Source organism: Streptomyces sp. NPDC048254, from assembly GCF_043201895.1.
Classification (GTDB): Bacteria; Actinomycetota; Actinomycetes; order Streptomycetales; family Streptomycetaceae; genus Streptomyces.
Genome location: NZ_JBICZJ010000011.1, coordinates 69,705 through 95,084 on the forward strand (window position 1 = coordinate 69,705; position 25,380 = coordinate 95,084).

Annotated in this window: 27 protein-coding genes; 19 read left to right on the forward strand and 8 right to left on the reverse strand. The window is 71.0% G+C overall.

The window, feature by feature from the left end; translation table 11 throughout:
* Positions 1–142 precede the first annotated feature (142 nt).
* From ACGFZQ_RS29135 to ACGFZQ_RS29155, 5 genes are all read left to right on the forward strand, one after another.
* A complete protein-coding gene (locus ACGFZQ_RS29135) occupies positions 143–1,804 on the forward strand; it encodes a glycoside hydrolase family 13 protein (protein ID WP_362577720.1) in 1,662 nt (553 codons plus the stop codon).
* A gap of 40 nt (positions 1,805–1,844) precedes the next feature.
* Entirely contained in the window at positions 1,845–3,176 is a 1,332-nt protein-coding gene (locus ACGFZQ_RS29140; RefSeq protein WP_393842849.1) for an ABC transporter substrate-binding protein, read from the forward strand.
* A gap of 5 nt (positions 3,177–3,181) precedes the next feature.
* Positions 3,182–4,546, forward strand: coding sequence for an ABC transporter permease subunit (locus ACGFZQ_RS29145; protein ID WP_393842850.1), 1,365 nt, complete (start codon positions 3,182–3,184; stop codon positions 4,544–4,546).
* A complete protein-coding gene (locus tag ACGFZQ_RS29150; RefSeq protein WP_393842851.1) occupies positions 4,543–5,382 on the forward strand; it encodes a carbohydrate ABC transporter permease in 840 nt (279 codons plus the stop codon). The genes ACGFZQ_RS29145 and ACGFZQ_RS29150 overlap by 4 nt, the downstream gene beginning before the upstream one ends.
* A 259-nt stretch (positions 5,383–5,641) precedes the next feature.
* Positions 5,642–6,751 (forward strand): polyprenyl synthetase family protein, encoded by a 1,110-nt coding sequence (locus ACGFZQ_RS29155; protein ID WP_393842852.1) that lies wholly within the window; start codon positions 5,642–5,644, stop codon positions 6,749–6,751.
* Positions 6,752–6,820: 69 nt separating this feature from the next.
* On the opposite strand, the gene ACGFZQ_RS29160 is transcribed toward ACGFZQ_RS29155, so the two are convergent.
* Positions 6,821–7,384 (reverse strand): PadR family transcriptional regulator, encoded by a 564-nt coding sequence (locus tag ACGFZQ_RS29160; RefSeq protein WP_393842853.1) that lies wholly within the window; start codon positions 7,382–7,384, stop codon positions 6,821–6,823.
* 151 nt (positions 7,385–7,535) lie between these two features.
* Here ACGFZQ_RS29160 and ACGFZQ_RS29165 point away from each other — a divergent pair, with 151 nt between their 5' ends.
* Positions 7,536–8,210, forward strand: a complete 675-nt coding sequence (locus ACGFZQ_RS29165) for an RNA polymerase sigma factor (protein ID WP_393842854.1) — start codon at positions 7,536–7,538, stop codon at positions 8,208–8,210.
* A 4-nt stretch (positions 8,211–8,214) separates the two neighbouring features.
* Here the strand turns inward: ACGFZQ_RS29165 and ACGFZQ_RS29170 are convergent, their stop codons facing one another.
* From ACGFZQ_RS29170 to ACGFZQ_RS29180, 3 genes are read right to left on the reverse strand one after another with little or no spacing between them, the layout of a single operon-like run.
* Positions 8,215–8,397, reverse strand: coding sequence for a hypothetical protein (locus tag ACGFZQ_RS29170; RefSeq protein WP_393842855.1), 183 nt, complete (start codon positions 8,395–8,397; stop codon positions 8,215–8,217).
* 1 nt (position 8,398) lies between these two features.
* Positions 8,399–9,031: a DUF1345 domain-containing protein gene (locus ACGFZQ_RS29175; RefSeq protein WP_393842856.1), complete on the reverse strand. Its 633-nt coding sequence runs from the start codon at positions 9,029–9,031 to the stop codon at positions 8,399–8,401.
* 40 nt (positions 9,032–9,071) lie between these two features.
* Positions 9,072–9,485, reverse strand: coding sequence for a MazG-like family protein (locus tag ACGFZQ_RS29180; RefSeq protein ID WP_393842857.1), 414 nt, complete (start codon positions 9,483–9,485; stop codon positions 9,072–9,074).
* Positions 9,486–9,649: 164 nt separating this feature from the next.
* Here ACGFZQ_RS29180 and ACGFZQ_RS29185 point away from each other — a divergent pair, with 164 nt between their 5' ends.
* The 10 genes from ACGFZQ_RS29185 (at position 9,650) to ACGFZQ_RS29230 (ending at position 18,434) form a co-directional block, all read left to right on the forward strand.
* Positions 9,650–10,075: a hypothetical protein gene (locus tag ACGFZQ_RS29185; RefSeq protein WP_351731889.1), complete on the forward strand. Its 426-nt coding sequence runs from the start codon at positions 9,650–9,652 to the stop codon at positions 10,073–10,075.
* 159 nt (positions 10,076–10,234) lie between these two features.
* Positions 10,235–11,062 (forward strand): ABC transporter ATP-binding protein, encoded by an 828-nt coding sequence (locus tag ACGFZQ_RS29190; RefSeq protein WP_351731892.1) that lies wholly within the window; start codon positions 10,235–10,237, stop codon positions 11,060–11,062.
* A gap of 13 nt (positions 11,063–11,075) precedes the next feature.
* Complete coding sequence (locus ACGFZQ_RS29195; RefSeq protein WP_351731895.1) at positions 11,076–11,930, forward strand: ABC transporter permease; 855 nt, start codon at positions 11,076–11,078, stop codon at positions 11,928–11,930.
* A 127-nt stretch (positions 11,931–12,057) separates the two neighbouring features.
* A complete protein-coding gene (locus tag ACGFZQ_RS29200; protein ID WP_393842858.1) occupies positions 12,058–13,173 on the forward strand; it encodes an ABC transporter substrate-binding protein in 1,116 nt (371 codons plus the stop codon).
* A gap of 35 nt (positions 13,174–13,208) precedes the next feature.
* Entirely contained in the window at positions 13,209–14,270 is a 1,062-nt protein-coding gene (locus tag ACGFZQ_RS29205) for an LLM class flavin-dependent oxidoreductase (RefSeq protein WP_393842859.1), read from the forward strand.
* The gene (locus tag ACGFZQ_RS29210) at positions 14,270–14,935 is read left to right on the forward strand and encodes a cysteine hydrolase family protein (RefSeq protein ID WP_393842860.1); all 666 of its coding nucleotides are present in this window, start codon (positions 14,270–14,272) and stop codon (positions 14,933–14,935) included. The genes ACGFZQ_RS29205 and ACGFZQ_RS29210 overlap by 1 nt, the downstream gene beginning before the upstream one ends.
* Positions 14,936–14,940: 5 nt before the next feature.
* On the forward strand, positions 14,941–16,266 hold the full coding sequence (locus ACGFZQ_RS29215; RefSeq protein ID WP_393843031.1) for an NtaA/DmoA family FMN-dependent monooxygenase: 1,326 nt from the start codon (positions 14,941–14,943) through the stop codon (positions 16,264–16,266).
* 1 nt (position 16,267) lies between these two features.
* The gene (locus ACGFZQ_RS29220) at positions 16,268–17,677 is read left to right on the forward strand and encodes an MFS transporter (protein ID WP_393842861.1); all 1,410 of its coding nucleotides are present in this window, start codon (positions 16,268–16,270) and stop codon (positions 17,675–17,677) included.
* Positions 17,677–17,937: a hypothetical protein gene (locus tag ACGFZQ_RS29225; RefSeq protein ID WP_393842862.1), complete on the forward strand. Its 261-nt coding sequence runs from the start codon at positions 17,677–17,679 to the stop codon at positions 17,935–17,937. Before ACGFZQ_RS29220 ends, ACGFZQ_RS29225 begins: the two co-directional genes overlap by 1 nt.
* Complete coding sequence (locus ACGFZQ_RS29230) at positions 17,934–18,434, forward strand: flavin reductase family protein (RefSeq protein WP_351731912.1); 501 nt, start codon at positions 17,934–17,936, stop codon at positions 18,432–18,434. Before ACGFZQ_RS29225 ends, ACGFZQ_RS29230 begins: the two co-directional genes overlap by 4 nt.
* A gap of 107 nt (positions 18,435–18,541) precedes the next feature.
* Here ACGFZQ_RS29230 and ACGFZQ_RS29235 read toward each other — a convergent pair whose 3' ends face one another.
* Positions 18,542–19,087 carry a DoxX family protein gene (locus tag ACGFZQ_RS29235; RefSeq protein ID WP_393842863.1) on the reverse strand — a complete coding sequence of 182 codons (546 nt, stop codon included), beginning with the start codon at positions 19,085–19,087 and terminating at the stop codon, positions 18,542–18,544.
* Positions 19,088–19,206: 119 nt separating this feature from the next.
* On the opposite strand from ACGFZQ_RS29235, the gene ACGFZQ_RS29240 reads away from it, so the two are divergent.
* Together ACGFZQ_RS29240 and ACGFZQ_RS29245 are read left to right on the forward strand one after the other, a co-directional pair.
* Complete coding sequence (locus tag ACGFZQ_RS29240; protein ID WP_351692568.1) at positions 19,207–19,533, forward strand: nuclear transport factor 2 family protein; 327 nt, start codon at positions 19,207–19,209, stop codon at positions 19,531–19,533.
* Between the two features lie 58 nt (positions 19,534–19,591).
* Positions 19,592–20,578, forward strand: coding sequence for an aldo/keto reductase (locus tag ACGFZQ_RS29245; protein ID WP_393842864.1), 987 nt, complete (start codon positions 19,592–19,594; stop codon positions 20,576–20,578).
* Between the two features lie 18 nt (positions 20,579–20,596).
* Here ACGFZQ_RS29245 and ACGFZQ_RS29250 read toward each other — a convergent pair whose 3' ends face one another.
* Both ACGFZQ_RS29250 and ACGFZQ_RS29255 read right to left on the reverse strand, forming a co-directional pair.
* Positions 20,597–21,379: an ABC transporter ATP-binding protein gene (locus ACGFZQ_RS29250; RefSeq protein WP_393842865.1), complete on the reverse strand. Its 783-nt coding sequence runs from the start codon at positions 21,377–21,379 to the stop codon at positions 20,597–20,599.
* 86 nt (positions 21,380–21,465) lie between these two features.
* Complete coding sequence (locus tag ACGFZQ_RS29255) at positions 21,466–22,938, reverse strand: ABC transporter permease (RefSeq protein WP_393842866.1); 1,473 nt, start codon at positions 22,936–22,938, stop codon at positions 21,466–21,468.
* A gap of 200 nt (positions 22,939–23,138) precedes the next feature.
* Here ACGFZQ_RS29255 and ACGFZQ_RS29260 point away from each other — a divergent pair, with 200 nt between their 5' ends.
* Positions 23,139–24,326, forward strand: a complete 1,188-nt coding sequence (locus ACGFZQ_RS29260; protein WP_393842867.1) for a D-alanyl-D-alanine carboxypeptidase family protein — start codon at positions 23,139–23,141, stop codon at positions 24,324–24,326.
* 239 nt (positions 24,327–24,565) lie between these two features.
* Here ACGFZQ_RS29260 and ACGFZQ_RS29265 read toward each other — a convergent pair whose 3' ends face one another.
* Positions 24,566–25,324, reverse strand: coding sequence for an SDR family oxidoreductase (locus ACGFZQ_RS29265; protein ID WP_393842868.1), 759 nt, complete (start codon positions 25,322–25,324; stop codon positions 24,566–24,568).
* Positions 25,325–25,380: the final 56 nt, after the last annotated feature.

Sequence of the window (25,380 nt, forward strand, 5' to 3'; positions counted from 1 at the left end):
CCTGCCGCTAGTTACCTGTTAGGTAACGCGACGGTCACTTCTGTGCCCTTTGGTGGGCAGTATTTCCTGATATGGCAACCCAGCTCGGCAGTAGCTTTCGCCTTACTCGTTGACACCTTCTCGATACGTCTACCTAACATGCATGCATAACGGCTGCCCCTCGCAGAGACAGGTCAACGGGTTGAACAAGCACCCTTGGTGGCGTGACGCAGTGATCTACCAGGTGTACGTCCGCAGCTTCCTGGACAGCACCGGCGACGGAATCGGCGACCTGGCCGGCGTCCGGGCCGGGCTGCCGTACCTGAAGAAGCTCGGTGTCGACGGGATCTGGCTGAGCCCCTTCTACCCCTCGCCCCAGCACGACCACGGCTACGACGTGGCCGGCTACCGCGACGTGGACCCGCTCTTCGGCGACCTCGCCGAGTTCGACCTGCTGACGGCGGCCGCCCGGCGGCTCGGCATCAGGGTGCTGCTCGACATCGTCCCCAACCACTGCTCCGACGAGCACCCGTGGTTCCGGCAGGCCCTCGCCGCAGCCCCCGGCAGCCCGGAGCGCGGCCGTTTCCACTTCGCCGACGGCCGGGGCCCCGACGGCTCCGAGCCGCCCAACAACTGGCACTCCATGTTCGGCGGCCCGGCCTGGACCCGGGTGACCGAGCCGGACGGCCGGCCCGGACAGTGGTACCTGCACATGTTCGCGCCCGAGCAGCCCGACTGGAACTGGCGCACCCCCGAGGTCGCCGCCGAGTTCGACCAGGTGCTCCGCTTCTGGCTCGACCGGGGCGTCGACGGCTTCCGCATCGACGTCGCCGCCGGTCTCTTCAAGCACCCCGAGCTGCCCGACTCCCCGGACCCGGAGGCCGACGCCCGCACCCGCGACTCGGTCAACCCGCTGGCCTGGAACCAGCCCGAGGTGCACGACGTCTGGCGGCACTGGCGGGCGGTGTGCGAGGAGTACACGGCACGCGACGGCCGCGAACGCCTCCTCGTCGGCGAGGTGTCGGTGCCGACCGCCCGCGACCACGCGCTGTACGTCCGCCCCGACGAACTCCACCAGGCCTTCTTCTTCGACCTGCTGAGCGCCCCGTGGAACGCCGACGCCTTCCGCAAGGTCATCGGCGAGGCCATGCAGGACATCGCCGGCACCGGCTCCACGGTCACCTGGGTCCTCAACAACCACGACCAGGTGCGCACGGTCACCCGCTACGGCGAACCCACCCCCGAGGGCAGCGGACTCGGCGCCGCCCGCGCCCGCGCCGCCGCCCTGCTGATGCTGGCGCTGCCCGGCGCAGCCTACATCTACCAGGGCGAGGAACTGGGCCTGCCCGAGGTCGTCGACCTGCCCGACGACGTGCTCACCGACCCGATCTTCCGGCGCACCGGCAGCCGGGCCCGGATCCGCGACGGCTGCCGGGTCCCGCTCCCGTGGTCCGGGCAGGCCTCCCCGTTCGGCTTCACCTCCGGCGCCGAAGGGGCCCGGCCCTGGCTGCCGCAGCCCGACTACTTCGCCGAGTACGCCACCGACCGCGCCCTCGCCGACACCCGCTCCTTCTGGCACCTGTACCGCGACGGACTCCAACTCAGGTCCCAGCTGCCTCAGCTGGGAGACGGGCCACTGGAGTGGCTGGACACTCCGCCCGGCGTCCTCGGCTTCGTCCGCGGCGACGGCCTGGTCTGCGCCGTCAACTTCGGTACGGCACCCACCCCCGCACCCGTCTCCGGCACCCCCCTGCTCGCCAGCGGCCCCTGCCCCGCCGGAGTACTGCCCGGCTCCACCGCCGCCTGGTGGATCAACGACCTCTGACCTCCCGTTCAACTGGCGCTCTCCCGAAGGAACATCAACGATGATGCGACGACGCACCACCCTGCTCACCGGCTGCACCGCCCTCGCCCTCGCGCTCGGCGCCACCGCCTGCGGAGGCAGCGGCGGCCCGGTCTCGGCCGGCGGCGGCGACAAGGCGCTCAGCGGCCAGACCGTCACCGTGGCCGGCGTCTGGTCCGGCGACGAACTGAAGAGCTTCCAGAAGGTCCTCGACGCGTTCAGCGCGAAGACCGGCGCCAAGACCCAGTTCGTGTCCACCGGCGACAACGTCTCCACCGTCATCGGCAGCAAGATCGAGGGTGGCAACGCCCCCGACGTCGTCATGGTCCCGCAGGTCGGCGTGCTCCAGCAGTTCGCCAAGAGCGGGTGGCTGAAGCCGCTGTCCAAGACCACCCAGCAGTCCGTGGACGGCAACTTCGCGCCGGTCTGGAAGAACTACGGCAGCGTCGGCGGCACCCTCTACGGCCTCTACTTCAAGGCCGCCGACAAGTCCACCGTCTGGTACAGCCCCGACGCCCTCGACCAGGCCGGCGTCAAGCCGCCCACCAGCTGGGCCGAGCTGCTGAAGGACGGGCACACCGTCTCCGACTCGGGGCTCGCCGCCTTCTCCATAGGCGGCGAGGACGGCTGGACCCTCACCGACTGGTTCGAGAACATCTACCTCTCCCAGGCCGGACCCGAGAAGTACGACGCCCTCGCCGCCCACAAGCTCAAGTGGACCGACGCGTCCGTGGTCAAGGCCCTCGGCACGCTCGGCACCCTCTTCAAGGACAAGCAGCTGATCGCGGGCGGCCAGAAGGAGGCCCTCAACACCGACTTCCCGGGCTCGGTGGAGAAGGTCTTCGGGCCCAAGCCGGAGGCCGCCATGGTCTACGAGGGCGACTTCGTCGCCGGCGTCGCCCACGACCAGTTCGGCAAGACGATCGGCAAGGACGCGACGTTCTTCCCGTTCCCGGCCGTCGACGGCGGCACGGCGCCCGTGGTCAGCGGCGGTGACGCGGCGGTCGTCCTGAAGGCGGCCAAGAACGCCACAGCCGGCATGAAGCTCCTGGAGTACCTGGCCACGCCGGAGGCCGCGGCCGTCTGGGCCAAGGAGGGCGGCTTCCTCTCCCCGAACAAGAACCTGGACCTGTCCTCCTACGGCGACGACGTCACCCGCGCCATCGCCAAATCCCTGGTGGGCGGCGGCGACTCGGTCCGCTTCGACATGTCCGACCAGGCACCCGCGGCCTTCGGCGGCACCAAGGGCGCCGGCGAGTGGAAGATCCTCCAGGACTTCCTGGCCGACCCGTCCGACCCGAAGGCGACCGCCGCACAGCTGGAGACCGCCGCGGCCAAGGCCTACAAGGGCTGACGGCCGTGACCGCGACCGTGGTCTCAGAGAAGACCAGCCCACCGTCTACCGGGCAGGCCGAACGTGCCAGACGGACCCGGCGCCGCGGGCGGATCATCGCCCTGCTCTTCGTCTTCCCGGCCCTGCTCCTGCTGGGCGCGCTGGTCGTCTACCCCGTGCTGTTCTCGATCGGCCGCAGCTTCTTCGACGCGTCCGGCACCCGGTTCGTCGGCGGCGACAACTACACCGAGATGTTCCGCGACCCGGCGACCCTCAAGGCCATCCGCAACACCGTGATCTGGGTGCTGGTGGCCCCGACCCTGCTCACCGGGCTCGGCCTGATCCTCGCCGTGCTGGTGGAGAAGGTGCGCTGGGCGACCGCCTTCAAGCTGCTGCTGTTCCTGCCGATGGCGGTGTCCTTCCTGGCCGCCGGCATCATCTTCCGGCTCGCCTACGACGAGGACCCGCACAAGGGCGTACTCAACGCGGCCGTGGTCACGGTGCACAACGCGTTCAAGGGCACCGCCGAGTACCCCACCGCCCGTGCCCGCACCGGCCAGGACCTCACGGCCGAGAAGGACGGCTCGTACCGCACGGCCGCGAACCTCGGGCCGGGCGACACGGTGACGCTCGGACTGGTGGGCGTCGCACCGAAGGACCTGCCGGGCGGCGCACAGCCCGCCTACCCGGCGGCTCAGCGCCGGGCCGCGTCCGGTGACCTGGGCGGGGTGGTCTACCTGGACTTCACCCCGGGGGGCGGCGGCAGCCCGGGTGTGGTCGACCGTACGGAGAGCGGGCTGCCGCGGATGAAGGTCGAGGCGGTGCGCGCCGACGGCAAGGCGGTCGCGAGCACCAGCACCGCGGCCGACGGCTCCTTCCGCTTCACGGGACTTGCGGCCGGCTCCTACGAAGTGCAACTGCCGGCCTCGAACTTCGCGCAGCCCTACCAGGGCGTCTCCTGGCTCGGACCCGCCCTCGTCACGCCCGCCATCATCGGGGCCTACCTGTGGATCTGGACCGGGTTCGCGATGGTGCTGATCGGCGCGGGGCTGGCCGCTCTGCCCCGGGACGCCCTTGAGGCCGCCCGGATGGACGGTGCGAACGAGTGGCAGATCTTCCGGCGTATCACCGTGCCGCTGCTGGCGCCGGTGCTCACCGTGGTGTTCGTGACCCTCGTCATCAACGTGATGAAGGTCTTCGACCTCGTGTACATCATCGCGCCCGGGCCGGTGCAGGAGGACGCGACCGTCCTCGCGACCCAGATGTGGCTGGTGTCCTTCGGCGGCGGCAACAACCAGGGGCTCGGCAGCGCGCTCGGCGTGCTGCTCCTGGTCCTGGTCGTCCCCGCCATGGCCTTCAACGTCCGGCGCTTCCGGAGGAGTCAGCGATGAACGTGATCAGGCGCGGCCTGGGCAACGCCGTGGTGCAGGCCTTCCTCGTGGTGGTCGGGCTGGTCTGGCTCACTCCCCTTGCCGGGCTGCTGCTGTCCTCGCTGCGGTCCTCGCAGGACTCGGCGAGCAGCGGCTGGTGGACGGCGCTCACCAGCCCCGGGCAGCTGTCCTTCGACAACTACTCGGCCCTGCTGAAGAGCTCCGGCATGACCCAGGCCTTCTGGAACACCGTGCTGATCTCGGTGCCGGCGACCACCCTGGTGGTCGTGGTGGCCGCGCTCGCCGGATACGCCTTCGCCTGGCTGGACTTCCCGGGCCGCGAACCCGTGTTCCTGCTGGTGGTCGCCCTGTTGGTGGTACCGGTGCAGATCGGCCTGCTGCCCGTCGCCAAACTCTTCGGGCAACTGGGCCTGTTCGGCACGATTCCCGGCGTGGTGCTGTTCCATGTGGCGTACGGACTGCCGTTCGCGGTGTTCCTGCTGCGGAACTACTTCGCCGAGATGCCCAAGGAGATGCTGGAGGCCGCCCGGATGGACGGCGGCAGCGAGTGGCGGATCTTCACCCGGCTGGTGCTGCCGGTGGGACGGCCGGCGATCGCCAGCCTCGCCATCTTCCAGTTCCTGTGGGTCTGGAACGACATGCTGGTGGCCCTGCTGTTCGCGGACAGCTCCTCGCAGCCGCTGACCGTCGAACTCCAGTCGCAGATCAGGCAGTTCGGCAGCAACATCGATGTGCTGGCGCCGGGCGCGTTCCTGTCGCTGGTGGTGCCTGTGGTGGTGTTCTTCGCCTTCCAGCGGCACTTCGTGCAGGGCGTGATGGCGGGGTCGGTCAAGTAGCCCCCGGTATGCGGGGCGTGCTCGCACGCCCCGCACACCGGGTACGTCAGGCCACACAATCCGCCGGACGAGAAACGGAGTTCGGCACCGGCGACCCCGGGTGCTTCGCCGTGTCGTCCAGCGGCGCAGGGCGACCGGGTCGTCCGCCGTCGGGTGCCGGGGTGTCCCCGGCCGCCGTCCCGGCACGGTGCGGGCGATCGGCACTCCGTCACGCATCATGGGACACCTGTGTCCGCACGCCCCCTCAGGAGCCTCCGCCATGCCCGACACCGCTGGTGTCAACGCCCCGTTGATGGCTCGTGTCGCTGGCCATACCCAGGCCTTCGAGAAGCTCTTCGAGGAGTACTTCGACTCCCTGGGCGATGCCCTCGACACACCCTCGTTCAGCAGGTTCACCCCGGAGTGCCTGCACCTGCTGAGGGAACTGTCCCTGCGCGGCGGGAAGCGGATCCGGGTGGTGATCCTCAACGAGGCGGCCCGCCTGGTGACGGACGAGCCCGTGCCGGGACTGGAGCACGCGGCCCTGAGCCTCGAACTGCTGCACAGCCACGGCCTGATCCACGACGACCTGATCGACGACAGCCCCACCCGCCGAGGCGGTCCCTCCACCTACTACGCCTACCGCGAGCGGTTCCCCGGCCGCCCCCGGACCGCGCTCGGCCTCACCGTGCTCGCCGGCGACCTCGCGCTGGCCCTGTCCCTGCGGGTCCTCCTCGACGCGCAGGCCGCGCCGCCGGTACGGCAGGCCATGATCGAGGCGCAGACCAGGGCGGCGGCGGAGACGTTCCTGGGCCAGATCATCGACCTGGAGCGCGATGTCACCGGCGGACTCCCGGACACCGAGGTCATCGACCAGGTGGCGGACTACAAGTCGGCCCGTTACTCGCTGCTCGCGCCCCTGCGGCTGGGACTCCTCGCCGCCGGTGCGCAACCGGAGGACCACGAGCGCGAGTTGAGCCACTACGCACGCCTGGTGGGGATCTGCGGGCAGATGCGGGACGACTATCTGGACCTGTTCGGGGACGGCGAGGTGATGGGCAAGCCGACCGGAACCGACATCCGCGACGGGAAGCGCAGCTATGTGGTGGCCGCGCTGCTGTCCTCGGGCGACGGCCGCGACGGCCTCGACGGCGCGGAGCGGGCCGTGCTGGAGGCGGCGCTCGGCGACCCCTCCTGCACCGCCGGGACGATCGACACGATCCGGGAGATCGCCGAGGCGCGCGGGGTGGCCGGCCGGCTACGGGCGCGGATGCGTGACCACGCCGAGCAGGCCGCCCTGGTGGCCGGGGGCTGGCGGCCGCGCTGGCGGAGCGAGGCGGTCGCCTTCTTCGAGCTGCTGCCGCGCTGGAGCATCGAGCGCTCCCACTGAACCCGCCCGCTCACAACTGAACCCGCCCGCTCACAACGCCCCGACGCTTACGGCCCTGCCGTGCCGGTTCTAGTCCGGTTCCGGTGCCTCCGGCCGGTCGGCCGGCTCCTTGACGTGCCCCTCGCGGAGCTGCTCGGCCGCCCAGTGGGCCCACTCCTGTTCCAGGACGCGCTGGCGCAGGCCGTGCTCCAGGACGAGCCGGCCGCACTCGGTCAGCGCGTCGCGGTCCCAGTCCTCCGAATCCCGCAGCGCCAGCAGGGCGTCGTACTCCTTCGCGGCGGTGTCCGCGTGCCGCAGGAGCCGCTCCACGGCCTCGTCGCGCGGCAGGAGTCCCAGGAAGAACGTCTGCAGCAGCATCGGGTTGCGCTGCGGCCGGTGTTCCTCCGTCTCGGCCAGCCAGCGCCGCGCCTCCGCGTGCCCTTCGGGGGTGAGCGAGTACTGCTTGCGGCCCCGCGGGCCCTCGTCGGTGACCTGGATCAGGCCGGTGGCGTCCAGCTTGGTCAGCTCGCCGTAGATCTGGCTCTGCTTGGCCGGCCAGACGTAGTTGAGCGAGGTGTTGAACATCTTCAGCAGGTCGTAGCCGCTGCCGGGGCGGAACACAAGCAGACCCAAGAGGGCGTGACGAAGGCTCATGCCCGCACTGTAACCCCTCTCCCTCCAGTATTGACAGGTCGGATCCCCACGTTCCGGTGTTGACATGTTGATTGCGGAGCTTCTACCTTCTACCTGTCAAAGTTGGAACCTCGCGGCGCCGGCCATGGCCCGATCCGAAACGGGGGACGTCATGCTTCGGGAAGCCGCTGAGGCCGCGTGCGTGCAGGACGCGGTGCTGACGCGGGCGGCCCAGTCCGGCGAGGTCGCCGCGCTGGGGGTGCTGCTGGAGCGGCACCGGGCGGGGATGCGGGCGGTGGCGCGGAGCGTGCTGGGGGCGGCAACCGACGTCGACGACGTGCTGCAGGACGCGGCGCTCACCGCACTGCTGCGGATCGGGGACGTGCGGGATCCGGCGGCGGTGGGCGCCTGGCTGCGGATGATCGTGCGCAACGGGAGCCGGGCCGTGCTGCGGCATTCCGCCCTGGTCCGGCCGGTGGAGGAGGTGCCCCTGCCGGCCCCGGACGCCGGTCCCGAACAGTGGCTGGAGCGCACCGCCGTACGGGACTGGATCTGGGCGGCCATGGAGGAGCTGTCCCCGGTGCTGCGCATGCCGCTGGTGCTGCGTTACCTCTCGGCCGGGGACGCCTCCTACGAGCAGGTCGCCTTCGCCTGCGGGGTGCCGGTGGGCACGGTGCGCAGCCGGCTCAGCCGGGGGCGGGCCGAGCTGGCGGCGGCGCTGGCCGCGACCGCGGACGTCGCGCACGGTGACGCCAGGCAGCGGGTCCGCGCCAGCCGCGCCGAGGCCCGCCGGATGCTCGACGCCGCCCGGGAGCGGGCAGGCGTCGGCCCCATGCCGACCTCCTGAGGGTTCACGCGGTCCGCAGCGGGGCCGCCAGGCCGGTGAGCGCGTCGCGCAGGCCCGCCCGGGAAGTGACGTTCTGTTTCGGGAGGGCGTTGCTCAGATGCCCGGCCACCGTGCGGGGCCACAGGAAGAGCCGGGCGGTCACCAGGCCCTTGGCGGTCGTGGCCCGGCCCCGCCCCGGAGCCGCCACCTCAGCCGCTGACGATTCCCACGACGAGATTGATGGCGGTGGCGAGAATGCCGGTGCCGAAGACGTAGGACAGCAGTGCGTGACGCAGCACGATCGCCCGGATCGTCGAACTCGACACATCGGTGTCGGACACCTGATAGGTCATGCCGAGGTTGTAGCTGAAGTAGAAGAAGTCCCGGTACGCCGGCGGGTCGTCCGAGTTGAAGTCGATCCCGCCCGCGGACTCGTAATACACGTAGGCATAACGGGCGGCGTACATCAGATGCAGCGCGGCCCAGGCCGTGAAGACGCCGCACAGGGCGGTCGCGGCCGCCACGTGGCCGGGGTCGGACTTGCCGCGCAGGAGCAGCAGCACGATGGCGGCCAGTCCGCACAGGGCCACCGCGACCACCACGAGTTCATCGGTCACGGGACGGAAGTCCTCACGTCGCGCATTGCGGTGGGTGGCCGTGGCGTCCATCGGCCACAGCACCGCCCAGCCCGCCAGGACGAAGGACAGTTCCGTCGCGGCGATCGCGGCCAGTGCGCCCAGTTCTCCGTCGGTCGCCAGCGCCACGGCCACGCCGACCACCGCTCCGACGACCGCCGCGCCGGTGAGGCGGGGCACGGCATCCAGGGGCAACCAGCGTCTCATGCGTCATCACGGTAGCCCCGTAGCCGCCGGTCAGCGCGGTTCACGGCGTCTGATCGACACGGCGGGGCATGGGCCCGTCCGAGGGGGGAGTGTTCGTCGACTGGCCCAGCGAGCGTTCCGTCACCCGCTCCAGATGCCGCCCGAAAACCCCCTCTGTATCCGGCGTCAGCGTCCGCAACGCCACCAGTGCCGTGATCACGACATCGCACAGCTCCCCCTGCACGTCCTCCCACGTATGGGTGACGCCTTTGCGCGGGTTCTGGCCCGTCGCGCCGATCACCGCCTGGGCGACCTCGCCGACCTCCTCGGTGAGTTTGAGCATGCGCAGCACGAGGCCGGTCTCGCCGCCGTGCTTCCGGTTGGCGTCCAGCCAGGTCCAGAGGTCCTCGACGGAGGTCCACAGGTCCGGGGCTTTCGCCGGCGGTGTCGTCCGCTGTTCCGACTGTTCTGTCATGGCGGTGAGCCTGCCCTGCCCCGCCTGGCGGCTACTCCTCGAACAGGGCTTCCTGCCCGCCCTCCTTCTCCCGCTGTACCCGCCGGCGATCCGGACCGGCATCTTCTGACTCCGGCCAGAGGCAGGAAACACCTGCGAAACGGGACGTTCCTAGACTCCGGGACGTGCGACTGACAGTGCTTGACGCCCCCACCGAGTGGAGCCGGTTCGCCGAGGGCTCCGTCGAACGCCGCATGCTGCTCGCCCTCGGGGACCGGCTCGGCACCGCGCTGCGCCCGAGGCCGCTCATGCTGCCCGACGGCAGCCGTGTCGAGGTCGAGGGGATCGACGCCTCCGGCCGCGTCCTCGTCCAACTGGTCGGCAACCAGGGCGCCTACAAGCCCGCCTACCGCAACAAGGTCATGGCGGACATGTTCAAGCTGCTGTGGCTGAGGAACTCGGTGCCGACCGCCGAGCGCACGGTCCTCCTCGTCACCGAGGTGATCGTGCAGGCGCTGGGCGGCTGGGTGGCACGTGCCGCCGCGGATCTCGGCGTCGAGGTCTACGTGTTCGACGGCGACACCGTCGTCACACTGCCGCGCCGGACGTAAAGCCGATGAAACGGACCGCAGCGGCTGGATGAAACACGGGGTTCCTAGGGTCGGAGGCACCTAAGCGGATTTCCGCGTGGCAGTTCCGCACTCGCCACGCACGCTCTCCGACTTCCAGGATCGGGCCTTCGTGCTCGCGACATGGATGGGAGCGTGAAGGTGACTGGTACGCCGGCACTCGACCTGCGGTCGGTACGCCGGGTCTACGCGTTCGGACCCGCCGCGACGACCGCCCTCGACGATGTCCACCTGTCGGTACCGGTGGGCCGCTTCGTCAGCCTGATCGGGCCCAGCGGCTGCGGCAAGTCGACGCTGCTGCGGCTCGCGGCCGGTCTGGAGGAACCCGATCACGGCACCGTACGGGTGCACGGTGTCCCGCCCGCCGAGGCGTGCGCCGCCAAGATGATCGGCCTTGTGCCGCAGAGCCCGGCCCTGCTGCCGTGGCTGTCCGTACTGCGGAACGTCACCCTGCCACAGAAGATCAACAAGGGCGCGGCGCGGCGCCGGGAGCGGATCGCGGGCAACGCGGAGCGGGCGGTGACCGATGGTCCTGACATGCGAGAACTCCTGGTCAAGGCCGGCCTCGGCGAGGCCATGCACAAGCTCCCCGCCCAGCTCTCCGGCGGTATGCGGCAACGGGCCGCGATCGTCCGCGCCTTCGGTCTGCGGCCCGACGTCCTCCTCATGGACGAGCCCTTCTCGGCGCTCGACGAGTTCACCCGCGAGAGTCTGCAGGACCAGCTTCTCGACCTCTGGGACGAGCTGAAGACGACCGTCCTGTTCGTCACGCACTCCGTGTCCGAGGCCGTCCGGCTCTCCGACACCGTGGTCGTCATGGCCCCGCACCCCGGCCGCATCGTCGACACCATCGAGGTCGACCTGGACCGGCCCCGGGGCGACCGTCTCTTCGGGCAGCGCCGCTTCCACGAGTACGAGGACCTGATCCGGGACCGACTGCGCCGCGCCTGGCACGGCGAAGCCGCGTAAGGGGGCACGAACGATGACCGTGGCCGACGAACGCACCGCGCCCGCCACCGGCGCCCAGCCGCCCGCCGAACCGTCCCGCTACAGCCTGCGGCACCCGAAGTCCCGGATCGCCTGGATCCGCCCCGCCGTCTGGGCGCCGCTCCTCGTGATGCTGGCCCTGCTCGCGGTCCTGTGGCAGTGGGGCGCCGACGAACTGCCCTACCTCCTGCCCCCGTTGCCGAAGATCGGCGCCTCGCTCACCTCCGAGTTCGGCTACTACGTCGACAACGCCCTGGTCACCCTGGGCGAGGCGACGGCCGGTCTGGGGATGGGGTTCGCCGCCGCGTTCGTCCTCGCGGTGCTGACGAGCGAACTCCCGCTGTTGCGGCGGGCGGTCATGCCGATCGCGGTCGTCCTCAACGTGACCCCGCTGGTGGCGATCGCGCCCGCCCTGGTCGTCGCCTTCGGCTTCGGCCCGCTGCCCAAACTCGTCATCGCGGCCCTGATCTGCTTCTTCCCGATCCTCATCAACACCGCGGCAGGGCTGCGGTCGGTGCCCCGGCAGGTGCTCCAGGTGTACCGGACGATGGACGCCGGACGCGTCGAACTGCTCTGGTACGTACGCATCCCCCACGCGCTGCCCTTCCTGTTCGCGGCGCTGCGCATCGTCTTCCCGCTGTCGATCATCGGTGCCGTCGTGGCCGAGATGTCGGCGGCCGGATCGACCCGCGGCCTCGGCACCGTGATCAGCGTGGCCTCGTCGATGAACCAACTCCCGGTCGTGTACGCCTCGATCCTCGTCCTCGCCGTCATGGGCGTCCTGCTGCTGTTCGCCGTGACCCTGGTCGAACGCCGCGTCCTGCACTGGCACGACAACACGCACGACTGACCGAGCCCCAGCTCGGACGGTTCCGCCCGAGGTCCGCGACGGCCGGGGCGCCGGCACCCATGCCCTCACCCCCGCATAGCCATCTCCACCCCAACGCCCGGCGGACACCGCCAGTTTGGAGTCACCCATGCAGTCGCACCTCGCCAGATCCGGTCTCGCCTGCCTCGCCGCCGTCGTCCTGACGGCCGTCGTCGCGGGATGTGGCTCGGGATCCGACGCCACCACGTCGAAGGGCTCGGAAGGATCCGCGATCTCCGCCGAGCGCTGTGCCGAGAACAAGGCCGCGGGCAGGATCACCTACCTGTCCGGCTACCAGTACCAGTCGTCGGCGTCGATCCTCGAATACATCGCCGCGAGCAAGCTCGGCTACTTCAAGGACCTCTGCCTGAACGTCACCCTCAAGCCCGGCACCGGCGACACCTCGCAGAACACCAAGCTGCTCGCCAGCGGACAGGCCACCGTGAGCCCCGTCGCCGAGCAGGACGTCGTCCAGGCCCGCGCCAACGGGATCGACATCACCGGCGTCTCCTCGTACTCCGACGCCGGCCTGGACATCCTGATGACCAACAAGGACATCACGAAGCTGACGCAGCTCGACGGCAAGGTCGTCGGCCACAAGGGCTATGTGCCCGCAGCGGTCCGGGCGATGCTGGTCAAGGCCGGAGTGACGTGGGACTCGCTCAAACTGGTCAAGGAGGGCTACGACCCCTCCGTACTGCCCCGCAAGCAGGGCGGCCTCGAAGCGCTCACCGGATTCGTCTCCAACGAGCCCAACCAGCTCAAGGCGGCCGGCCACGACGTCACCGTCTGGAAGCCGGTCGACTACGACGTCCCCAGCTCGCTGGGCGCGATGGCGGTCAACCCGGCCTTCGCCAAGGCCCACCCGCACGCCGTCGAGGACATCCTGCGCGCCGCCCTGCACGCCTACGACTACTGCTCGGCGAGCGCCGCCCACATCACCGAGTGCGTCGGCTACGCCGCCGACCTGTCGGGACCGACGTACGACAAGAAACTCAACGCGACCATCTGGAAGACCGAGACCCAGGTCGTCAAGGACAACCCGACACCCGGACAGCCCCTGGGCGGCCTCGACCCCGCGAACGTCACGGCGCTCGTCGCCATGCTGCACCAGTTCGCGATCGTCCCCGCCGCCGTGACCGCCGACAAGGCCGCGACATGGTTCGACCCGTCGTACGTCAAGAACATCTACACCGGCGACAAGCTCGTCTGGCCGGCTCCGTAGCGCTCTGGTACCACCCCGACGGAAAGGCCCGCAACGTGCCCACGAAAGAGTACGGAATCTTCCTCCCCATCGGGAACGGCGGCTGGATGCTGTCCACCACCGCACCCCACCCGGAGGCGAGCTACGCCTGGAACAAGCGCGCCGCCGTGCACGCGGAGACCATCGGCCTCGACTTCGTGATGTCGATGGCGAAGTGGCGCGGCTTCGGTGGCAGCACCGACCACTGGGGACGCTCGCTCGAATCGATGACCATGATGGCCGCCCTCGCCGAGGCGACCAGCCGGGTCAGGATCTGGGCGACCCTGCACGCGAACGTCCACAACCCCGCCGTCGCCGCGAAGATGTTCGCCACCCTCCAGGACATTTCCGGCGGCCGCGCCGGCATGAACATCGTCAACGGCTCCTACGCGGGCGAGTTCGAGCAGTTCGGCGAGTGGGACCCGGAACTCAGCCACGAGGACCGCTACCGGATGACGGAGCTGTGGACGGAGGCGGTCACCCGCCTGTGGGCCGAGGACTCCGTCACCATGCACACGCCGTACTTCGACCTCGTCGACTGCGAGTCCCGCCCGCGTCCGGCGGTCCGCCCGACCCTCATCAACGCGGGCCGCTCCGCAGACGCCCGCCGTTTCCAGGCCCGGTACGCCGACGGCGCCTTCCTCGCCGCCGAGAGCCTCGACGAGATGCGCATGCTGTCGGCGGACGTCCACGAGCGGGCCGCGGCGGCCGGCCGCGTCTGCCGGACCTACTCGATGCTCACCGTCGTCCAGGACGAGACCGACGAACTGGCCGCCAAGAAGGTGAGGGAGTGGGGTGCCGGCCTCGACCGGGAGGCGCTCGCCCGTATGCGCGGCACCTGGGGCATCCCCGAGGAACAGGCCCGCGCCTGGGCCGACGGGGCGGACGGGGAGGCGGCGTTCCAGACCCCGTACGTCGCGGGATCGGCGAGCACCGTCACCGACCACATCGAGTACATCGTGCGCGAGGCCGACCTGGACGGACTCATGCTGATCTTCCCGGAGTACGACGAGGACATGCTGCTGTTCGGCGAGACCGTGCTGCCCGAACTGCGGGCCCGGGACGAGGTGACCGCCTGATGCCCGGCACCGACCTGCGGGAGAGACAGCTCGCCCAGCTGATGCGGCCCGGCAGCGGGCCCGCGCTGGTCGTGGTCGACGTACAGCGCGACTTCGCCGAACCGGACCGCCTGGCGGCCTACGGCCTGACGGATGACTGTCTTTCGGCCGTCGACCTGGCCGTCACCCGCGTCGAACTCCTCGTCACCGCCGCACGCGAGGCCCAAGTACCGGTCTTCTGGGTCGAGTTGGGAAGCGACCCGGCGCGCCCCTGGGGCGCGAGCAACTGGCTGCGCGGCGGCGACTACGACGCCCCCATGGGCCCGGACGAGCCGTGCGTCCTCGGCACGGCGGGCGCGCAGTGGTACCGGGTGCGGCCCGCCGAGAGGGAGGAGCGGGTCGTCAAGCGCGGCTACAGCGGGTTCCTCGGCACCGACCTCGACGCGCGGCTGCGCGCGGCCGGCTGCGGCTGGCTGGCCGTCGTCGGCCTGACCAGCGAGTGCTGTGTGTACGCGACCGCGCAGGACGCCGTACAGCTGGACTGGCCGGTCGTCGTCCCGCGGGACGCCACCGCCGCCTACGACCTCGACGTCAACGCCGCCGCCCTGGTGCAACTGGGCCTGAACGTCGCCGTACTCAGCGACGCCGACGAGGTCGTCGGCCTGTGGAAGCGGGGCGCCCGGTGAACGGCATGCACATCGGCTTCGACCTCTCCTTCACCCACACCGAGGGCGCCTGGGCCCGGCCCGGCTCCTGGATCGGGACGGACTTCCCCGACGTCCGCATGTACATGGAAGTGGCCCGGACCGCCGAACGCGCCGGCGTCGGCCTGCTGTTCTTCGGCGACGGCAGCGGCATTCCCAGCACCTGGCGCGGGAACATCGAACCGGCCGTCGAGTGGGGCATCCAGTGGCCGCGCCACGACATGTCCCCGGTCATAGCGGCGATGTCCACGGTCACCGAGCGGATCGGCTTCGGACTGACCTACTCGTCCACCTTCATGCACCCGTTCTACGTTGCCCGGCTGCTGAACTCGCTCGACCACGTCACCGGCGGCCGTATCGCCTTCAACGTGGTCGCCTCCACGCGCGGCGCGGACGCGGCGAACTACGGTTTCGGCGAGCTGATGGACCACGACCTGCGCTACGAGCGGATGGAGGAGTTCGTCGCGGTCTGCCGTGCCCTGTGGGACTCGGTGGCACCCGACGCCATCGTCCGCGACCGGGACACGGGCCGCTTCGCCGACCCGGCCAAGGTGCACCCGATCGACCACAAGGGCCGCTTCTTCACCGTGAAGGGCCCGCTCGCCTCCGTGCCGAGCCCGCAGCACCACCCGCTCATCGTCCAGGCCGGCAACTCGCCCCGTGGCATCGCCGCCTCCGCTCGCTTCGCCGACCTGATCTTCGGCTTCGGCGGCAACCTCGCCGCCCAGCAGCGGCACCGCAAGCTGCTCGACGAGGCACTCCTCGCCGAGGGCCGCGACCCGGCCGGCGTGGGCATCCTGTGGGCCACCCAGGTCATCGTCGGCCGTACGACGGCAGAGGCGCGGGCCCGCCGCGACGCGGCACTCGCCTTCTGGAACGAGGAGACCGTCGCCACCCACCTCTCCCACAACATGGGCTACGACCTCTCCACGCTCCCGGAGTCGTTCCGCCTGGGCGAGCTGCGGGACGAGATCGTCGCGGCCAACGCCAGCCCGGCCGGTCTCGTCGGTTCGCTCGTCGCGGAGTTCGGCGCCGAGCGCTCGATGAGCCGCGAGGAGTTCTTCACGCACGCTCGCAGCAGGGCGACCGGGCTCGACCACGGCATCGTCGGGGACCCCGCCGCCGTCGCCGACGCGCTGGAGGAGAACTTCGCGGCGACCGGATCACGCGGCGGGTTCATGTTCTCCAGCCCCCTGGCCATGCCCTCCGGCTTCGCCGACATCTCCGAACTGCTCCTCCCCGAGCTGCGCCGCCGTGACAGCCTCGCCCCGGCCTACCCCGGCACCACGCTGCGCGAGAACCTGGCGGTGTGAGATGACCGCAGGGAGCGAGCGGCGCGACTGGCTCGCCCTCGCCAGCCTGTGCGCGGGGTTCTTCATGCTGCTGCTCGACAGCACCGTCACCTCGGTCGCGCTGCCCGCGCTGATCAGCGGCCTGCACACCACCGAGACCGTCGCGATCTGGGTCAACAGCGGCTACCTCATCGCCTGTGCCGTCCCTTTGATCATCGCGGGCCGGCTGGGCGACCGCTACGGCCACCGGCGCGTCCTGCTCGCCGGCCTCGCGGCGTTCACCTTCGGCTCGCTGCTGTGCGCGCCGGCCCCGAACGTCGAGGCCCTCGTCGCCTGGCGGGTGGTCCAGGGCGTCGGCGCCGCGCTGATGACACCGCAGTGCCTCACCGTCATCAAGGCCCTGTTCCAGCCGCCCCGCCTCGCCGTCGCGCTCGGCGTGTGGGGTGCGGTCGGCGGGGCGGCGGTGGCCGCGGGACCGCTGCTCGGCGGCCTGCTCGTCGCCGTCGGCGGCTGGCCCGCGGTGTTCTGGGTCAACGTGCCCATCGGCATCGCGGTGATGGCCGCCGTGGCCGCGTTCGTACCCGCTCTGCCCCGTCAGGAGGCCACCATCCCGGTCTGGGCGATGTGCCTGAACGCGGCCGGTGCCGGGGCACTCGTCCTCGGTGTCCAGGGCACGGACGCGGCGCGCGCCGACGTCCGGGGCATCCCGCGCTGGCTGCTCGCCGCCGCCGGAGCGCTGCTCGTCGTCCTGGTCGTCTGGCTGCAACGCCGGTCAGGGAAGCGGGCGTTGGTGCCGATCGCCGTACTGCGCAGCCGCGGGTTCGGCACCGCGGCCTGGGGCGCCGCCGCGGCCTCCTTCTGCTCGGGCTCGGCGATGATTCCGCTGATGCTCTACCTCCAGCGGGAGCGCGGGCTCAGCCCCGGCGCGGCCGCACTGACCCTCGTACCGATGGGCGTGGTGTGCGTGCTCGGGGCCCCGGTCTCGGCCCGCCTCAACAACGGGATCGGGACACGTGCCGTAGCCGTCGTCGGCTCGTCCGCCCTCGTCCTGTCCGTCGGAGCCTCGGCGGCGCTGGTCGCCACGGACGCGCCGATCCCCGTCCTGACCGCCGCCTTCGCGGTGTACGGGGTCGCCAACTCGTTCGTCTGGTCGCCCTTCTCCATCGCCGCCGTGACCACGGTCGCCCCGGACGAGGTCGGGGCGGCGTCGGGCACCTTCAACGCCGTGAAACAACTCGGCGCGGTCCTGGGCAGCGCGGTCTGCGCCGTCCTGCTGGCCGGGTTCGGCTACGCGGCCACCCTGGGCTCACTCGCCGCCGTAGGACTGCTCACGCTCCTCGCCTCCGTGCTCCTGCGGACCGGCCATCACCCCGGGGCGGGACCTCCCGGGACGACCGCCGCAACCCCCCGACTACCCACAGGAGTCGCCTGATGAAGGCCGTCGCCGTCGTCGGAAACCCCAAGGCCGCCTCACGCACCCACGACGCCGTCGAGCGGGTACGGACCGCCGACGTCGTGACCGCGGCCTGTCCCACCTACAAGGGCGCCTACACCGGCCTGCTCGAACTCTGCCCCTCCCAGGGCCTCTGCCAACTCGACTCCACCTACCTCACGGACGACTCCCTGGCCCGCTGGACGGGCCGGTGGGGACCGACCGTACTCAACACGGCGAAGGCGAGGACCGCACGATGACGACGCCGGAGGGCTTCACCTCGGATCCCGGCGACATACAAAGGGCGTTCTCCGGATTCCCTTCCGGCATCGCCGCCCTCTCCGCGCGCGTCCACGGCGAACCGACCGTCATGATCGTGTCGTCGTTCGCCGTCGGCGTCTCCCACCGCCCGCCCATGGTCTCCTTCGCCATCCAGCGCACCTCGACGACCTGGCCGACGCTCGCCCGCGCACGGACGATCGGCGTCTCCGTCCTCGGCGAGGAACACAGCGGTAAGGCCCGTCAGCTCGCGTCCCGCAGCAAGGAGGGCCGCCTCGTGGGCCTCGGCACCCTGGAGACGGCATCGGGCGCCATCTTCCTGGAGGGCGCCCCGATCTGGCTGGAGTGCACCGTCGAGCACACCTACCCGGCCGGCGACCACGACATCATCGTGCTCCGCGTCCTCGCCATGATGACCGACGACGACCGGAGTCCGGTGGTGTGGCACCGGCGGGAACTGAAGATGCTGGCGGGGTGAGGCGGAGACGAGCAGCCGGGACGAGACCGGGACGCGGGACCTCCGGGGCCGGAGCGTGGTCTCACGCCGACGGACTGGCGGGAACCCTGCCCCGCCCCGCCCGGCGGCTACTCCTCGAACAGGGCTTCCTGCTCGCCCTCCTTCTCCCGCCGCAACCGCTGGTTCCTGGCCCCGATCACCACCGCCGTGACCGCCGCCGTCACCCCCAGCGCCACCGGGACCATCCAGCCCCGGTCGAAGACATGCCCGAACGTGTGGTCCAGGGAGAGCCGGCCGGGACCCGACACCGCCAGGCCCGCGGCGGCCAGGCCCACGCTCGCCGCGTACTCGTAGCCGCCCTCCGCCGCGAAGAAGCCGTTCGGCAGGTGCAGCGCGGCCGCGCCCGCCATCGCGCCGGCCGCCGCGGCCCCCGCCGCCGGGGTCGCCAGGCCCAGCGCCAGCAGCGTGCCGCCGCCCGTCTCCGCCAGTCCCGCCGCCAGCGCGCTCTGCCGTCCGGGCGCGTACCCCACCGACTCCATGAACTGGCCCGTGCCCGCGATACCGCCCCCGCCGAACCAGCCGAACAGCTTCTGCGCGCCGTGCGCCACCAGTACCCCGCCGGTCCCCAGCCGGAGCAGCAGCAGGCCCACATCACGTCGGTCGTAGCAGGTCACGGTGGCTCCTCCGGCCGGGGTGCGATCAGGTCTCCACCGTCGCACCGGGACACCCGACCGGCTCGTCCTCGGCGCCGTTAGGGTGGCGGGCCCCCGGCCGCGGTGTGAGGCTGACCGACATGACGATTCACACCGACAGACTCAGCGACCCGGCCGTCCGCGCCTTCGTCGGCGCCGTCAACGCCGGTGACCGCGCGAGCCTCCTGGGGCTTCTCACCCCGGACGCGACCATGGCCGACGACGGCTCCGACCGGGACCTCGCCGACTGGCTCGACCGCGAGATCTTCTCCTCCCACGGTCACCTGGACGTGGACAGCGAGTCCCGCGACGGCCGCTCTCTGGTCGCCGGCTACCGCAACGACACCTGGGGCGAGATGCGCACCAAGTGGTCCTTCACCGTCGAGGACGACGGCCGTATCTCCCGCTTCGAGACCGGGCAGGCCTGACGACTCCCGTGTCCGCCCCCTTGTCTTCGTGTGCGCTTCAACTCCTAGCGTCTCGGGCATGGACAGCTACAGCACCACCAGGACCCTGGGACGTTCCGGCATCGAGGTCAGCGCGCTCGGCTTCGGCTGCTGGGCCATCGGCGGCGAGTGGCAGGACGGCACCGGGCAGCCGCTCGGCTGGGGCAAGGTCGACGACGAGGAGTCCGTACGGGCCGTCCACCGCGCCCTCGACCTCGGCGTCACCTTCTTCGACACCGCCGACACCTACGGCACCGGGCACAGCGAGCGCGTCCTCGGCCGCGCCCTCGGCAAGCGCCGGGACGAGGTCGTCGTCGCCACCAAGTGGGGCAACGTCTTCGACGAGGAGACCCGCACCCTCACCGGCAGTGACGACTCCCCGGCGTACGTCCGCCGCGCTCTCACCGCCTCGCTGCGCCGCCTCGGCACCGACCACGTCGACCTCTACCAGCTGCACCTCGCCGACGCCGACCCGGCCCGTGCCGCCGAACTCCGTGACGTCTGCGAGGAGTTGGTGGCGGAGGGGCTGATCAGGGCGTACGGCTGGAGCACCGACGACCCGGCCCGCGCCGCCGTCTTCGCCGAGGGGTCGCACTGCACGGCCGTCCAGCACACCCTCAACGTGCTCCAGGACGCGCCCCAACTCCTGGAACTGGCGGAGGACCTGGACCTCGCCGCCATCAACCGCGGTCCGCTCGCCATGGGGCTGCTCGGCGGCCGGCGAGCGGCGGCCACGGCCGGGGACATCCGCAGCACGCCGCCGGCCTGGCTGCCCGGGTTCGGGGACGGCTCCGGGCCCGATCCCGAGTGGGTCGCGCGGATCGACGCGCTGCGGGCCGTCCTCACCAGCGGCGGCCGGACCCTCGCGCAGGGCGCCCTCGCCTGGATCTGGGCCCGCAGCCCGCGGACGGTCCCCATCCCCGGCTTCCGGTCCGTCGCCCAGGCCGAGGACAACGCCGGCGCGATGGCGAAGGGGCCGCTCACCGCCGGGCAGCTGGCCGAGATCGACGGGCTGCTCGGGCGCTGAACGGCCCCTGCGGGTGGGTCAGTAGCCCTGTCCGCCGCCGTACTGCTGCTGCACGTACGGCTGCTGGCCGTAGCCCTGCTGCCGGCCGTCGTAGCCGGCCGCCTGCTGTGCGTACTGCTGTCCGCGGCCCTGCTCGGTGAGGGTGATCTGGCCGGCCTTGATGGTGGCCAGGCGCGGGGCGCGGCGGGCGATGGAGGAGTCGTGGGTGACCATGATGAAGGTCAGCCCGTACTCGTGCCACAGGCCCTCCAGCAGGCCCATGATGTCGTCCCGGGTGCCCTCGTCGAGGTTGCCGGTGGGCTCGTCGGCGAGCAGCACCTTCGGCTTCTTCACCAGCGCACGGGCGATGGCGACCCGCTGCTGCTGGCCGCCGGAGAGCTCCGCGGGGGCGTGGGTGAGGCGCTCGCCCAGGCCCACCGAGCGCAGCGCCTCCGCCGCCCGCTCGCGCCGCTCGGCCGGCTTCACGCCGAGCGGCACCAGGGCCGTCTCGACGTTCTCCTGCGCGGTGAGCGTCGGGATCAGGTTGAACGACTGGAAGATGATGCCGATCTTCTCGGCCCGCAGCCGGGTCAGCTTCGCCTCGCTGATGCGCGCGAGGTCCACGCCGTCCAGCTCGACACTGCCCTCGGTCGGACGGTCCAGGCCGCCGATCATCTGGAGCAGGGTCGACTTGCCGCCGCCGGTCGGGCCCTGGATGACGAGCTGGTCGCCGTCCTCGATGGTCAGGTCGACGCCGCGCAGCGCCTCGACCGTCTCCTTGCCCCGGGTGTAGCGCTTGGTGACTCCGGTGAGTCTGTACATGGGTTCTCCACAAGGTGGTAAGGGGGTGGGGCGCCGCGTCCCGGGGGGAGTGGCGGCGCGGCGCCCCGGTTCAGGGGCCGGCGGTGTTACGAGACGCTGCGCAGGGCGTCGGCCGGGCGCATCCGGGAGGCGCGCCAGCCGCCCATCGCGCCGGCGATCAGACCGCCGGTGACCGCGAGGCCGACCGCGAGCGCGATGGTGGTGAGGGAGACCGGCGCGGTCAGCGCGATCTCCAGGGTGTTCTGGGAGGCCTGCCGGCCGGGGCCGCCGCCGCCCGGGCCGCCGCCCATGCCGCCACCGCCGCCGGTGGTGCTGCCCACCTGGGCGGTCAGCTTCGGGCTGATCGCGGTGACCACGTAGGCCGCGCCGACGCCGAGGGCGATGCCGAGGGCGCCGCCGAACAGGCCGTTGACCATGGACTCGCCGACGACCTGGCGGGTCACGTTGCGCGAGGGCCAGCCGAGCGCCTTCAGGGTGCCGAACTCACGCACCCGGCGGGACACCGCGGAGGAGGTCAGCAGCGCCGCCACCAGGAAGGCCGCCACCAGCACCGCGATGGACAGCCACTTGCCGACGCTGGTCGCCAGGCTGGAGGCGGTGGAGAGGGAACCGGATACGGTGGACGCCAGGTCGGCGGAGGTGGTGACCGTCGTACCGGAGATGTTGGACGTGATCTCCTTCTTCACGGTGGAGATCTGCTTGGAGTCGGTCGCCTTGACGTAGATCGTGGTGACCTGGTTCTTGGCGTCGCCGAGGGTCTGCGCCAGCTTCAGCGGGATGAACACGTCGGTGTCGGACTCGCTGCTGTCCGGGGTCGCGATGCCGATGACCGTGAACTTGGTGCCGGAGATCTTGAAGGTCGAGCCGACCTTGTACTTCTTCTCCTTGGCGTACGACTTGCTGACCACCGCGGCCTTGGTGCTGGTCTGCGCCGAGGTGAAGGTCTTGCCCGAGGTGATCTTCATCGAGGCCAGCGGGCCGAGGCCCTGGTGGGCGACGTCGACGCCGGCCACGGAGTAGCTGTTGACGTTGAAGTTGGCGCCGCCGCCCTGGACCTGGGGCTGGCCGGTGGAGGTGCCGCCGCCCGGCTGGCCCTGGCCACCGCCGCCGCTGTTGCTGCTGCTGCCGCTGGAGCTCTGTGCCTTGCCCTGGGTGAAGGAGCCGTCGACCTTGGTGACGTTCAGGGAGAGCGCTCCGACCGCGCTCTCCACGCCCTTCTGCGCGGCGACCTTGGTGACCAGGGTCGACTTCAGGGCCTGACCTCCCTGCGTCTGCACCCGGTCCGAACTCTGCGTGGAGCTGCTGCTGGACTTGGCGTCGAACTTGAAGTTCGGGCCGCCGGAGCTGCCCGACGTGGGTGCCGTACGGGCCTTGGTGACCGTCATGTCGGTACCGAGGCCGTAAAGCGACTTGAGGACCTTGTCTTGCGCCTGGGTCATGCCGGCCGACACGGAGTTGACCGTGATGACCAGCGCGATTCCGAGCGCCAGACCCAGTGCGATGACCAGGGCCGCCTTCTTTCTGCGGCCCAGTTCGCGCTTGAGATAGATGCCAAACATCCCGTTCCTCGAAGGTTCTTGGCGCCCGCTGTGGACGCGAGCTCAAGCTAGGGAGAAACCTTTGAGTCACACTGGGTAAAAGATGTGTCAGAGCTGAGAAAGCTCGTAGTCTTATCAAACTTTCATAAGACAGCAAATTCCTACCGAGGCGAGGGGGCCCTCCCAGGAATCCGCTGTTCGATGCGGTGTACGGTCCCGGGGTGCGTGATTCCTCTCGGCTGACCAGGCGTGCCGTCCTCGGACTGGCGGCCGCCGCTCTGCCCCTTTCCCCCCTTTCCGCGGCGACCCCTGCCTCCGCCGCCACCGTCATAGGCGGCGAGCGCCTCGCCCGCGGCGGCGTCCAGGTGCGCGGTGCCACCGGTCTTCCCAAGAAGATCACCGCCCACGCCTGGCTGCTCGCCGACTGCGAGAGCGGGGAGGTGCTGGCCTCCTTCGACGCGCACCGGCGTCTGGCGCCCGCGTCCACTCTGAAGATGCTGTTCGCGGACACCGTGCTGAAGAAGTTCGAGCGGACCGAGCGCTACAAGGTCAAGGACGCCGACATCTCCGACGTCCCGGCCGGCTCCAGCCTGGTCGGCATCAAGCCCGGCATCACCTACACCGTCGAGCAGTTGTGGCAGGGCGTCTTCCTGCGCTCCGGCAACGACGCCGTGCACGTCCTCGCCCACATGAACGGCGGCATCGCGAAGACCGTCGCCGAGATGCAGGCCAGGGCGGCCGACCTCCAGGCCCTGGACACCCATGTGGTCAGCCCCGACGGCTTCGACCACCGCGGCCAGCTCTCCTCCGCCTACGACCTGACCCTCTTCGCCCGGCACGGGCTGAAGGACGACGACTTCCGGGGCTACTGCGGGACCAGGACCGCGAACTTCCCGGCCGGCGGCAAGAAGACCTTCCAGATCCAGAACACCGACCGCCTGCTCACCGGCTCCTGGGGACTCGGCGTCTACAAGGGCCTGTTCGGCGTCAAGAACGGCTACACCAGCCACGCCGGCAACACCTTCACCGGAGGTGCCATCCGGGGCGGTCGCACTCTGCTGGTCACCGTGATGCACCCCGACAGCGGCAGCAACGCCGTCTACGAGGAGACCGCCGCGCTGCTCGACTGGGGCTTCGGGAAGGGGAGTTCGGCGCAGGCGGTGGGCACGCTGGTCGATCCGCTGAGCGAGGGCGGCGCGAGCGCGAGCCCGTCGCCGACGACGGCCAAGGGCGCCGCGGGAGCGGCCGGGACGGGCGCCGCGGCCGGTTCGGGGGCGTCCGGACCGTCGCCGTGGCGGCTCGCGGAGGGGGGCGCGGGAACGCTCGCGCTACTGGGCGCAGGGGCCTGGGCGCTGCGCCGGCGCCGCCGGGCGGCCGGCGCCGACTCGGCCGACACACCGGTGAGTTGACGTCACGCGGCAGCCGTCCCGCCCACCGGTGCGTACCCGCGGTCCCGCACGGGTCCACCCCCACCCGGTCCGGTGGGACGGCTGCCGCCTCCCCCCTCGGTGTGGTCGGCGGAACACCAGAGCCTCAACTGTGAAGTTCTGGTGGAGGAAAGTTGAGCATAGGCGCGTTACCGGCCGCAATACCGCGGACGTTCGGATTCCGTTTGTGCATGTTGCGAAGGTCCGGGCTGAACGGTGGTTCAGCCCCGCCCCACGTACGGCATCGTCGTCGCCAGCACGGTCGCGAACTGCACGTTCGCCGCCAGCGGCAGCTCGGCCATGTGCCGCACGGTGCGCGCCACATCGGCCACGTCCATCACGGGTTCCGGGGCGATCTCCCCGTTCGCCTGCAGGGCGCCGGTCTGCATCCGGGCCGTCATGTCCGTGGCCGCGTTGCCGATGTCGATCTGCCCGACCGCGATGCCGTACGGCCGTCCGTCCAGGGACAGCGACTTGGTGAGGCCGGTCAGCGCGTGCTTGGTCGCGGTGTAGGGGGCGGAGTTCGGACGGGGGGTGTGCGCCGAGATGGACCCGTTGTTGATGATCCGGCCGCCCTGCGGCTCCTGCTCCTTCATCTGCCGGAACGCCGCCTGCGCGCACAGGAACGCCCCGTTGAGGTTGGTGTCCACGACGTGCCGCCACGCGTCGTAGGCGAGATCCTCCACGGGCACCCCGCCGGGCCCGAACGTCCCCGCGTTGTTGAACAGCAGGTCCACTCGCCCGAACCGCGCCACGACCGCCGCGAACAGCCCGGCCACGTCATCCGGTTGCGCCACGTCCGTGCGTACGACGAGGCAGGCGCCCTCGGGCACCAGCCCCGCCGTCTCCTCCAGGGTCCGGGGCCGCCGCCCGGCCAGCGCCACCGACCAGCCGGCCCGCAGCAGCTCCACGGCCACGGCCCGGCCGACGCCGGAACCGGCGCCGGTGACCACTGCGATCTTCGATTGCTTGGCATTCATGGGCCAGCAGCGTAGGCGCTCCGCTGGGGAGGGCCGTGTTGGGTCGTCGGTCGGCT